The organism is Citrobacter sp. Cf116 (assembly GCF_030336505.1).
Classification (GTDB): Bacteria; Pseudomonadota; Gammaproteobacteria; order Enterobacterales; family Enterobacteriaceae; genus Citrobacter; species Citrobacter freundii.
On sequence record NZ_JAOWEQ010000001.1, the window covers coordinates 1 to 12,254 of the forward strand.

At 54.0% G+C, this 12,254-nt stretch carries 9 protein-coding genes; 7 read left to right on the forward strand and 2 right to left on the reverse strand.

What is annotated here, in order from left to right; genetic code table 11:
- Positions 1-164: 164 nt before the first annotated feature.
- The gene (locus OGV74_RS00005; protein WP_086504752.1) at positions 165-602 is read right to left on the reverse strand and encodes an acetyltransferase; all 438 of its coding nucleotides are present in this window, start codon (positions 600-602) and stop codon (positions 165-167) included.
- Positions 603-758: 156 nt separating this feature from the next.
- On the opposite strand from OGV74_RS00005, the gene metA reads away from it, so the two are divergent.
- The 6 genes from metA (at position 759) to OGV74_RS00035 (ending at position 7,472) form a co-directional block, all read left to right on the forward strand.
- On the forward strand, positions 759-1,688 hold the full coding sequence (gene metA / locus OGV74_RS00010; protein WP_086504753.1) for a homoserine O-acetyltransferase MetA: 930 nt from the start codon (positions 759-761) through the stop codon (positions 1,686-1,688).
- Between the two features lie 268 nt (positions 1,689-1,956).
- Positions 1,957-3,558: a malate synthase A gene (gene aceB / locus OGV74_RS00015; RefSeq protein ID WP_086504754.1), complete on the forward strand. Its 1,602-nt coding sequence runs from the start codon at positions 1,957-1,959 to the stop codon at positions 3,556-3,558.
- 31 nt (positions 3,559-3,589) lie between these two features.
- Positions 3,590-4,894 carry an isocitrate lyase gene (aceA, locus tag OGV74_RS00020; RefSeq protein WP_003031609.1) on the forward strand — a complete coding sequence of 435 codons (1,305 nt, stop codon included), beginning with the start codon at positions 3,590-3,592 and terminating at the stop codon, positions 4,892-4,894.
- A gap of 102 nt (positions 4,895-4,996) precedes the next feature.
- Positions 4,997-6,787, forward strand: a complete 1,791-nt coding sequence (aceK, locus tag OGV74_RS00025) for a bifunctional isocitrate dehydrogenase kinase/phosphatase (RefSeq protein ID WP_086504755.1) — start codon at positions 4,997-4,999, stop codon at positions 6,785-6,787.
- A gap of 109 nt (positions 6,788-6,896) precedes the next feature.
- The gene (locus OGV74_RS00030; RefSeq protein ID WP_016149383.1) at positions 6,897-7,151 is read left to right on the forward strand and encodes a type II toxin-antitoxin system Phd/YefM family antitoxin; all 255 of its coding nucleotides are present in this window, start codon (positions 6,897-6,899) and stop codon (positions 7,149-7,151) included.
- Positions 7,152-7,178: 27 nt separating this feature from the next.
- Positions 7,179-7,472 carry a type II toxin-antitoxin system RelE/ParE family toxin gene (locus OGV74_RS00035; RefSeq protein WP_032948290.1) on the forward strand — a complete coding sequence of 98 codons (294 nt, stop codon included), beginning with the start codon at positions 7,179-7,181 and terminating at the stop codon, positions 7,470-7,472.
- Between the two features lie 21 nt (positions 7,473-7,493).
- On the opposite strand, the gene iclR is transcribed toward OGV74_RS00035, so the two are convergent.
- Positions 7,494-8,318 (reverse strand): glyoxylate bypass operon transcriptional repressor IclR, encoded by an 825-nt coding sequence (gene iclR / locus OGV74_RS00040; protein ID WP_003844677.1) that lies wholly within the window; start codon positions 8,316-8,318, stop codon positions 7,494-7,496.
- 194 nt (positions 8,319-8,512) lie between these two features.
- On the opposite strand from iclR, the gene metH reads away from it, so the two are divergent.
- Positions 8,513-12,196, forward strand: a complete 3,684-nt coding sequence (metH, locus tag OGV74_RS00045) for a methionine synthase (RefSeq protein WP_286520068.1) — start codon at positions 8,513-8,515, stop codon at positions 12,194-12,196.
- Positions 12,197-12,254: the final 58 nt, after the last annotated feature.

The following is a 12,254-nucleotide window of genomic DNA, read 5'->3' on the forward strand; positions in this document are numbered from 1 at the left end:
GGAGGGTGGCGGGCAGGACGCCCGCCATAAACTGGCAGGCATCAAATAAAGTGAAGAAGCCCATCCTGACGGATGGGCTTCTTTGCGTGTGTGCGGGGTAAAACCGCCGGGCTGAACGTATTGTGCAGGCCTGATAAGTGCAGCGCATCAGGCAATAAGTACGGCTACCCGTGTACGAGGTTGAGTAACGGGTATGCTCGTCCGAGATCGTCCACCTCTGTACGTCCCGTCACAGTAAATCCCATCTTCTTATAGAATCCAACTGCCTGCTCATTCTGTTCATTAACGTTGGTTGTCAGCGTTGAACTCATTGATAAAGCATGTTCAATTAGCAGTTTACCAACGCCACTACCACGCACATCCGGATCGACAAACAACGCATCCATATGCTGATCGCTCAGAAGCATAAAGGCGACAGGCTCATCTTGTTCTGTCACTGCAACCCATAGCAGAGCTTCTGGTAAAAATGAACTTACCAGCTCTTCCAGCTCAATCCGATACTCCGCAGAGAGGAAACGGTGCGTCGCATCGACAGAACGACACCAAATAGATATGAGCTTATCACCTTCGTCCTTACGCGAACGACGAATGGTAAAGGGCATAGCATTCTCCTTTTATCTTTACTGCACTATTCTACAGCAAGGGCCGTGAAACTTTCTCAACTTGAGGATGCAGGCTCGACATTCGCATGATTCCTGGGTATCTTCAGCTATCTGGATGTCTAAACGTTTAAACGTATGTAGTGAGGTTATCAGGTTATGCCAATTCGCGTGCAGGACGAGCTACCCGCCGTCAATTTCTTGCGTGAGGAAAACGTCTTTGTGATGACGACATCCCGCGCTTCCGGTCAGGAAATTCGACCACTGAAGGTGCTCATCCTCAACCTGATGCCCAAGAAGATTGAAACGGAAAACCAGTTCCTGCGCTTACTGTCTAACTCACCGCTACAGGTAGATGTTCAGCTATTGCGCATCGATGCTCGCGAGTCACGTAACACCCCTACGGAGCATCTGAATAACTTTTACTGTAATTTCGAGGATATCTGCGAGCAGAACTTTGACGGACTGATCGTGACCGGCGCGCCGTTGGGTCTGGTTGAATTTAATGACGTGGCTTACTGGCCGCAGATTCAACAAGTGCTTGAATGGGCGAAAGATCACGTTACCTCAACGCTATTTGTTTGTTGGGCGGTGCAGGCCGCGCTGAATATCCTGTACGGAATTCCTAAGCAAACCCGTACGGACAAACTCTCAGGCGTCTATGAGCACCATATTCTGCATCCTCATGCGCTACTGACGCGTGGATTCGATGATGCGTTCCTGGCTCCGCATTCGCGCTATGCCGATTTTCCTGCTGCGATTATTCGCGACTACACCGATCTCGAGATTTTTGCTGAAACCGAAGAGGGAGATGCCTACCTCTTTGCCAGCAAAGATAAACGAATTGCCTTTGTGACGGGCCATCCGGAATATGATGCCCATACGCTCGGCAGTGAGTATTTTCGTGACGTCGAAGCGGGCCTAACGCCGGAAGTGCCCTATAACTACTTCCCGAAAGATGACCCGCAAAACAAACCGCGGGCAACCTGGCGTAGCCACGGTAATCTGTTGTTTACCAACTGGCTCAACTATTACGTCTACCAGATCACGCCATATGATCTGCGTCACATGAATCCAACGCTGGATTAATCTTCTGTAGCAGACGATCCTTAAGCGTTTCAGCATATTGAATCAGGCACCTTCGGGTGCCTTTTTTATTTCCGAAACGCACCTCACGGTGTAATTAAATTTTATTTATATTGTTATCAATAGGTTAATTGATAATTAAATTAAAAATGGAAATTGTTTTTGATTTTGAAATTTAAATGAGTAGTCTTAGTTGTGCTGAACGAAAAGCGCACAACGATCCTTCGTTCGCATTGGGGATGTGTTTGGATCAATGACGAGGAACTACGCAATGAATCAACAGGCAACGACAACCGATGAACTGGTCTTCACCAGGGCGCGTGGCGAACAGGAGCAACAAATTCTGACCGCTGAAGCAGTAGAGTTTCTGACTGAACTGGTGACAAGATTTACGCCAAAACGCAATAAACTTCTGGCTGCACGTATTCAGCAGCAGCAGGATATTGATGACGGTAAGTTGCCTGATTTTATTTCGGAAACAGCTTCCATTCGTGAGGGTGACTGGAAGATTCGCGGTATTCCTGATGATTTACTGGATCGCCGCGTAGAGATAACCGGACCCGTTGAGCGCAAGATGGTTATCAACGCGCTCAACGCGAACGTCAAAGTCTTTATGGCTGATTTTGAAGATTCGCTGGCTCCTGAGTGGAGCAAAGTTATCGACGGGCAGATAAACCTGCGCGATGCGGTCAATGGCACCATTAGCTATACCAATGAAGCGGGTAAAATTTACCAGCTCAAACCTAATCCGGCTCTGTTGGTATGCCGCGTTCGTGGTCTGCATCTGCCGGAAAAACACGTCACCTGGCGTGGCGAATCCATCCCGGGCAGCCTGTTCGATTTTGCCCTCTATTTCTTCCACAACTACAAAACGTTGCTGGCAAAAGGCAGCGGCCCTTACTTCTACCTGCCAAAAACGCAGGCCTGGCAAGAAGCAGCATGGTGGAGCGAAGTGTTCAGCTATGCAGAAGATCGCTTTAATCTGCCGCGCGGCACCATCAAAGCGACTCTGCTGATTGAAACGCTGCCGGCCGTCTTCCAGATGGACGAAATTCTGCACGCCCTGCGTGACCATATTGTCGGTCTGAACTGCGGTCGCTGGGACTACATTTTCAGCTATATCAAAACGCTGAAGAACCATCCGGATCGCGTGCTGCCGGACCGTCAGGTGGTGACGATGGATAAGCCATTCCTCAGCGCCTATTCGCGTCTGCTGATTAAAACCTGTCATAAACGTGGCGCATTCGCGATGGGCGGCATGGCAGCGTTCATTCCCAGCAAAGATGCGGAACGTAACAACCAGGTTCTGACCAAGGTAAAAGCGGACAAAGCGCTGGAAGCCAATAACGGTCATGACGGCACATGGATTGCCCATCCGGGACTGGCAGATACCGCAATGGCGGTGTTCAACGACGTGCTCGGTGAAAACAAAAATCAGCTGTTCGTGACCCGTGAAGAAGATGCGCCGATTACTGCAGAACAACTGCTGGCGCCTTGTGAAGGTGAGCGTACTGAAGAAGGCATGCGCGCCAACATTCGTGTTGCGGTGCAGTACATCGAAGCGTGGATCTCCGGTAACGGCTGCGTACCGATTTACGGTCTGATGGAAGATGCGGCCACTGCCGAAATCTCCCGTACCTCCATCTGGCAGTGGATCCACCACCAGAAGACGCTCAGCAACGGCAAGCCGGTTACCAAACCGCTGTTCCGTCAGATGCTGGCCGAAGAGATGCTGGTGATTCAGGACGAGCTGGGCGAACACCGCTACAGCAGCGGACGTTTTGACGATGCCGCGCGCCTGATGGAGCAAATCACTACCTCTGATGAATTGATCGATTTCTTGACCCTGCCAGGCTACCGCCTGCTGGCGTAATCCACCACATAACAATATGGAGCATCTGCACATGAAAACCCGTACTCAACAAATCGAAGAATTACAGAAAGAATGGACTCAACCGCGCTGGGAAGGCATCACCCGTCCATATAGCGCGGAGGAAGTGGTGAAATTACGTGGCTCGGTCAACCCGGAATGCACGCTGGCTCAGCTTGGCGCGGCGAAAATGTGGCGTCTGCTGCACGGCGAATCGAAGAAAGGTTATATCAACAGCCTCGGCGCGCTGACTGGCGGTCAGGCGCTGCAGCAGGCGAAAGCCGGTATTGAAGCGGTCTACCTTTCAGGCTGGCAGGTGGCGGCAGATGCCAACCTGGCATCCAGCATGTACCCGGACCAATCGCTGTATCCGGCGAACTCCGTCCCGGCAGTGGTGGATCGGATCAACAACACATTCCGTCGCGCCGATCAGATCCAATGGTCAACCGGTATTGAACCGAACGATCCGCGCTATGTGGATTACTTCCTGCCGATCGTTGCCGATGCGGAAGCGGGTTTTGGCGGCGTACTGAACGCGTTTGAACTGATGAAATCGATGATTGAGGCTGGTGCAGCGGCCGTTCACTTCGAAGATCAGCTCGCATCGGTAAAAAAATGTGGTCACATGGGCGGCAAAGTTCTGGTGCCGACTCAGGAAGCTATCCAGAAACTGGTGGCCGCCCGTCTGGCAGCCGACGTCATGGGTGTTCCGACGCTGGTTATTGCGCGTACTGATGCTGACGCAGCCGATCTGATAACGTCTGACTGCGACCCATACGACAGCGAGTTCATCACCGGCGAACGTACCAGCGAAGGGTTCTACCGTACGCATGCGGGTATTGAGCAGGCGATCAGCCGTGGTCTGGCCTATGCACCTTATGCGGATCTGGTGTGGTGTGAAACCTCCACGCCGGATCTCGAACTGGCGAAGCGCTTTGCCGATGCGATTCACGCGAAATTCCCCGGCAAACTGCTGGCCTACAACTGTTCGCCGTCATTTAACTGGCAGAAAAACCTGGACGACAAAACTATTGCCAGCTTCCAGCAGCAACTGTCGGATATGGGTTACAAATACCAGTTCATTACCCTGGCGGGCATCCACAGCATGTGGTTCAACATGTTCGACCTCGCACACTCCTATGCGCAGGGTGAAGGCATGCGCCACTATGTTGAGAAGGTTCAGCAGCCAGAATTTGCGGCGGCTAAAGACGGTTACACCTTCGTGTCCCATCAGCAGGAAGTGGGTACAGGCTACTTCGACAAAGTAACTACTATCATTCAGGGCGGCGCTTCCTCGGTGACCGCGCTGACCGGCTCGACCGAAGAATCGCAGTTTTGATTAATGCCCGGTGGCGCTGTGCTTACCGGGCCTACGAAGGGATGTAGGCCGGATAAGCGAACGCGCCATCCGGCATGACGTTGTGCCGGATGGGAGAAGTCGATGACGCGTGGCCTGGAATTACTGATTGCTCAGACGATTTTGCAAGGTTTCGACGCCCAGTACGGGCGTTTTCTGGAAGTCACCTCCGGCGCGCAGCAGCGTTTTGAACATGCCGACTGGCATGCGGTTCAGCAGGCGATGAAAAGCCGTATTCACCTTTACGATCATCACGTAGGTCTGGTGGTGGAGCAGTTGCGCTGCATTACAGACGGCAAAAGTACCGACGCGGATTTTTTACTTCGCGTGAAAGAGCATTACACCCGGCTACTGCCGGATTACCCGCGCTTCGAGATTGCGGAGAGCTTTTTTAACTCCGTTTACTGTCGGTTATTTGACCACCGCTCGCTGACTCCCGAGCGGCTGTTTATTTTCAGTTCTCAGCCAGAGCGTCGTTTCCGCACGATCCCACGCCCGTTGGCGAAAGACTTTTTTCCTGATACCGGCTGGGAGTGGCTGCTAACTCGCGTCCTTAGCGATCTTCCCCTACGTCTTCCATGGCAGAATAAACATCGTGATATCCACTACATCATCGAACACCTGACCGAAACCCTGGGAACGGATGTATTGCCAGGCTGCCATTTACAGGTAGCGAATGAACTGTTTTATCGTAACAAGGCCGCCTGGCTGGTCGGTAAGCTGATTACCCCTTCTGGAACGCTGCCGTTTTTACTGCCAATCCACCGGACAGAAGAAGGCGAATTGTTTGTCGATACCTGCCTGACCACGACGGCGGAGGCGAGCATTGTGTTTGGCTTCGCCCGCTCCTACTTTATGGTGTATGCCCCGCTGCCCGCGGCACTGGTGGAGTGGTTGCGCGAGATCCTGCCCGGTAAAACCACCGCTGAATTGTATATGGCGATTGGCTGTCAGAAGCATGCAAAAACGGAAAGTTATCGGGAGTATCTGCTCTACCTGGTCAACTGTGATGAGCAGTTTATTGAAGCGCCGGGGATCCGCGGTATGGTGATGCTGGTGTTTACCCTGCCGGGCTTTGACCGGGTGTTTAAAATCATTAAAGACAAATTTGCGCCGCAAAAAGAGATGTCTGCCGCCCACGTCCGCGCCTGTTATCAACTGGTCAAAGAGCACGATCGTGTGGGGCGGATGGCTGACACCCAGGAGTTCGAGAATTTTGTGCTGGATAAACGGCAAATCGATCCGGCGCTGATGGCGCTGTTATTGCAGGAAGCCCCGGAAAAAATTACCGATCTTGGCGATCAGATTGTCATTCGCCATCTGTATATCGAACGACGGATGGTGCCGCTGAATATCTGGCTGGAGCAGGTCGAAGGTCAACAACTGCGCGATGCAATTGAAGAGTACGGCAACGCGATTCGTCAGCTGGCCGCCGCCAATATTTTCCCCGGCGATATGCTGTTTAAGAACTTCGGCGTCACCCGTCACGGGCGCGTGGTGTTCTACGACTACGATGAAATCTGCTACATGACGGAGGTTAATTTCCGTCATATCCCGCCGCCACGCTACCCGGAAGATGAGATGAGCGCTGAGCCGTGGTACAGCGTATCGCCTGGAGATGTCTTCCCGGAAGAGTTTCGCCACTGGCTATGTGCCGACCCGCGTATCGGGCCGCTATTTGAAGAGATGCACGCTGAGTTGTTCAGCGCCGACTACTGGCGTGGTCTGCAAACGCGGATTAAAAACGGGCATGTGGAAGATGTTTACGCTTACCGACGTCGGCAGCGGTTTAGCGTACGGTTTGCGGCTTTTGCGAGCAGCTTTCCAACAACAGATCCCAACGCTGGTGATAGCTCACCAATGACTGTACTGTGACCGGAGGCTTGAGCTAAACCCATCCAACAATTTCGTTGGCGATATTGGCCTCTTCTGTCTATTATGTCCATATTGGACATTCAAGCCATTTTGGTCGGAAGGAGGGGATATGCAGGTCATGCCCGCACAACAAGCGAAAAACCAGTTCGGTGATTTACTGATGAAAGTTCAGCGTGAACCGGTGGAAATAAGCAAACATGGCAAGCGTGTGGCCGTGGTGATTTCCCCCGAGGAATATGACCAGTTTAAGCAGCTAAAACTCCAGAGACTAAAGGCTGTGTTGACGGAATCTATCACTCAGGCTGATAACGGTGAGCTGCACAGTATTGATGATGTTTTTGGCCCGCTGACATCTGATAAATAATATGGAAGGCAGAGGTAAGGCGAAGGGATGAGTGTCAGGTTTACGACAAAAGCCAAAGAACATGTTCGCGCAATCCGCGTTTATTCTGCGCGTCGCTGGGGAGAAGAAGTCGCAGAAGCCTATGCTTCCGTGCTGCGCACGGTGATGGTGGATGTGCTTGATAAACATCCTTCTCCTGGCCGTGATCGCAGTGGCGATCTTTTTCCTGACGTACGTAGTTTCCCTGTAGAAAGCCACATTATCTATTACCGTGAAGCACCCACAGGCATAATCGTGCTGGCGGTGCTGCACGAAAAACAAGATCCTCAAAACTACCTGTGAGAGCGTGGCGCAGAAAGCGGCTTAACGAAATCCGCCGTACGCCAGCGTCACTTCTTTCGCCGCTTTGATCGCCATGGCGCCGAACTCGGTCACGCGATCGTCGGTAATACGCGAAATGGGTCCGGAGATGGAAATCGCGGCGAACGGCTCGCGGTGCTCGTCATAAATGCACGACGCCACGCAGCGCAGACCCAGCGCATGTTCCTCATCATCAAAGGAATAGCCGCGCTTGCGCGTCTGGGCCAAATCCTCTTTCAGATGCACTGGCGACACCAGCGTGGCGTGGGTATAAGCGTGTAGTCCTTTGCGGTGCAGCAACCCTGTCACCTGTTCTTCGCTCAGTTGGGATAAAAACGCTTTGCCCGCCCCGGAGGCGTGCATCGGCAGTTTGCCGCCGATAGGCGCGGACATGCGCATCAGTTGGGTGCACTGCACCTGGTCGATAATAATGGCCTGATGATCGCTTTGATCCAGCACGGCGAGGTTGACCGTCTCACCGGAGTCTTCCATCAGCTTGCGCAGGATCGGATGCACAATCGCCAGCAGATTACGACTTTGCAAAAAGCTGCTGCCGACGATAAACGCATGTGCGCCCACGGCCCAATGCCCTAATTCACCGACCTGGCGAACAAATCCCTGCTGCTGCATGGTGGTCAATAATCGGTGAGTCGTGGAGTTTGGCAGGCCGGCCTGCTGCGCCAGCTCGGTCAGCGCCACGCTGCCGTTGGATTCCGCAATCCACTCCAGTAGCTTCAGGCCGCGCGTCAGGGACTGAACCTGCCCGGTTGCGGGCGCAGTAGTAGCGGCGGGTTTTCTACCGCGTTTCGCGGGAACGGGGGCAACCATGGCAGACTCCTTTTCTGTATCGTGGAAATCATTTTCGTTTTATTCAATTATAATGCAAGAATTCCTGTACTGATCGGATGAGTGAAGCTGAACATGTCTCATGTTAGCCGTTGTTCTCTTTTCCGCCTCTCAGGTTTGTGCCAGTATGACCTGTTGAGTTTTTTCGGTCTGGTTGAGCGTTGTCGGGAGCGAGTGTGAGCAGCAAAGTAGAACAATTACGTCAGCAGTTAAATGAACGTATTCTGGTGCTGGACGGCGGTATGGGCACCATGATCCAGGGATATCGTCTGAGCGAAGAGGATTTCCGCGGCGAACGCTTTGCCGAATGGCCGTGCGATCTGAAAGGCAACAACGACCTGTTGGTGCTCAGCAAACCGGAGGTGATCGCCGCGATTCACAACGCCTACTTCGAGGCGGGCGCGGACATCATCGAAACCAACACCTTTAACTCCACGACTATCGCCATGGCGGATTACCAGATGGAATCCCTGTCGGCGGAAATCAACTTTGCGGCAGCCAAACTGGCGCGCGCGGCGGCAGATGAATGGACGGCACGCACGCCGAACAAACCGCGCTACGTCGCGGGCGTGCTTGGCCCAACCAACCGTACGGCGTCTATCTCGCCCGACGTCAACGACCCGGCTTACCGCAATATTACCTTTGATCAGCTGGTGGCCGCCTACCGCGAATCCACCAAAGCGCTGGTGGAAGGCGGCAGTGACCTGATCCTGATTGAAACCGTTTTCGATACCCTCAACGCCAAAGCCGCTATTTTCGCGGTTAAAACTGAATTCGAAGCGCTGGGCGTTGAGCTGCCGATTATGCTCTCCGGCACCATCACCGACGCTTCCGGGCGTACGCTCTCCGGCCAGACCACCGAAGCATTCTACAACTCCCTGCGCCACGCCGATGCGCTGACTTTTGGTCTGAACTGTGCCTTAGGCCCGGACGAACTGCGCCAGTACGTGCAGGAACTGTCGCGTATTGCCGAATGCTACGTTACCGCACACCCGAACGCCGGTCTGCCGAACGCCTTTGGTGAGTACGATCTCGATGCCGACACCATGGCGGCGCAAATCCGCGAATGGGCCGAGGCGGGCTTCCTGAATATTGTTGGCGGCTGCTGCGGCACCACGCCGGAACACATCGCCGCCATGAGTCGCGCAGTGGACGGACTGCCGCCACGCCGCTTGCCGGAAATCCCGGTTGCCTGCCGCCTTTCCGGCCTTGAGCCGCTGAACATCGGCGACGACAGCCTGTTTGTGAACGTCGGCGAGCGTACCAACGTTACCGGTTCGGCGAAGTTTAAACGCCTGATCAAAGAAGAGAAATACAGCGAAGCGCTGGATGTCGCCCGTCAGCAGGTGGAAAGCGGCGCGCAGATCATCGATATCAACATGGATGAGGGGATGCTCGACGCCGAAGCGGCGATGGTTCGTTTCCTCAACCTGATTGCCGGTGAACCGGATATCGCCCGCGTGCCGATTATGATCGACTCCTCGAAATGGGAAGTAATCGAAAAAGGGCTGAAGTGCATTCAGGGTAAAGGCATCGTTAACTCCATCTCGATGAAAGAGGGGGTTGAGACCTTTATCCATCACGCGAAGCTGCTGCGTCGCTACGGTGCTGCAGTGGTGGTGATGGCCTTTGACGAGCAGGGCCAGGCCGACACCCGCGCGCGCAAAATTGAGATCTGCCGTCGGGCGTACAAGATTCTTACCGAAGAGGTGGGCTTCCCGCCGGAAGATATTATCTTTGACCCGAACATCTTTGCCGTCGCGACCGGGATTGATGAACACAACAACTACGCGCAGGACTTTATCGGGGCCTGTGAAGACATCAAACGCGAACTGCCGCACGCGCTGATCTCCGGCGGCGTTTCTAACGTTTCATTCTCGTTCCGTGGCAACGACCCAGTACGTGAAGCCATTCACGCAGTATTCCTCTACTACGCCATTCGCAACGGTATGGACATGGGGATCGTCAACGCCGGACAACTGGCAATTTACGACGACCTGCCCGCCGAGCTGCGCGATGCCGTTGAAAATGTGATCCTCAACCGCCGTGACGATGGCACCGAACGACTGCTGGAGCTTGCTGAGAAGTATCGCGGCAGTAAAACCGACGACACGGCGAATGCCCAGATGGCGGAGTGGCGCAGTTGGGACGTGAAAAAGCGCCTCGAATACTCGCTGGTGAAAGGCATAACCGAGTTTATTGAGCTGGATACCGAAGAAGCTCGCCAGCAGGCCGCGCGCCCGATCGAGGTTATTGAAGGACCGCTGATGGACGGCATGAACGTGGTTGGCGACCTGTTCGGCGAGGGCAAAATGTTCCTGCCGCAGGTGGTGAAATCCGCCCGCGTGATGAAGCAGGCGGTGGCATACCTTGAACCGTACATTGAGGCCAGCAAAGAGAAAGGTTCCAGCAACGGCAAAATGGTCATCGCAACCGTGAAGGGCGACGTGCACGATATCGGTAAAAATATCGTCGGCGTGGTGCTGCAATGTAACAACTACGAAATCGTCGATCTTGGCGTGATGGTGCCCGCGGAGAAAATCCTCAGAACGGCGCGTGAAGTGAATGCCGATCTGATTGGCCTTTCCGGGCTGATTACCCCATCGCTGGACGAAATGGTCAACGTGGCGAAAGAGATGGAGCGTCAGGGCTTCACTATTCCGCTGCTGATTGGCGGCGCCACCACCTCGAAAGCGCACACCGCGGTGAAAATTGAGCAGAACTACAGCGGCCCGACGGTGTACGTGCAGAACGCCTCGCGTACCGTTGGCGTCGTCGCTGCGCTGCTCTCTGACACCCAGCGTGATGACTTTGTCGCCCGTACGCGTAAAGAGTATGAAACCGTGCGTATCCAGCATGCGCGTAAGAAACCGCGTACTCCGCCCGTAACGTTACAGGCTGCCCGCGACAACGATCTGGCCTTTGACTGGGAAAACTACACCCCGCCGGTGGCGCACCGTCTTGGCGTACAGGAAGTGGAAGCCAGCATCGAAACCCTGCGCAACTACATCGACTGGACGCCGTTCTTTATGACCTGGTCGTTGGCCGGGAAATATCCGCGAATCCTCGAAGATGAAGTAGTGGGCGAAGAGGCGAAGCGCCTGTTCAAAGATGCCAACGACATGCTGGATAAACTCAGCGCTGAGAAGACGCTGAATCCGCGTGGCGTGGTGGGTTTATTCCCGGCCAACCGCGTGGGTGACGACATCGAGATTTACCGTGACGAGACGCGTACGCACGTCATCAACGTGAGTCATCACCTGCGCCAGCAGACGGAAAAAGTCGGTTTCGCCAACTACTGCTTGTCTGACTTTGTTGCGCCGAAACTGAGCGGTAAAGCGGATTACATCGGTGCTTTTGCGGTCACTGGTGGTTTGGAAGAAGACGCGCTGGCAGATGCTTTTGAAGCGCAACATGACGACTACAACAAGATCATGGTGAAAGCGATCGCTGACCGTCTGGCGGAAGCGTTTGCAGAATATCTGCATGAGCGCGTGCGTAAAGTCTACTGGGGCTATGCGGCGAATGAGAATCTCAGTAACGAGGAGCTGATCCGCGAAAACTACCAGGGGATTCGCCCGGCACCGGGCTATCCGGCGTGTCCGGAACACACCGAAAAAGCCACCATTTGGGAACTGCTGGACGTGGAGGCGCATACCGGGATGAAGCTCACCGAATCCTTCGCCATGTGGCCAGGTGCGTCGGTTTCCGGCTGGTATTTCAGTCATCCGGACAGCAAGTACTACGCTGTGGCGCAAATCCAGCGCGATCAGGTTGAAGATTATGCCTTCCGTAAAGGGATGAGCGTGGCAGAAGTGGAACGCTGGTTAGCGCCGAACCTCGGCTACGACGCCGACTGATTCACAAAACTGTCATCTTTCTTTACAACAAACAGGGCGCTCAATGAGTGCCCTGTCT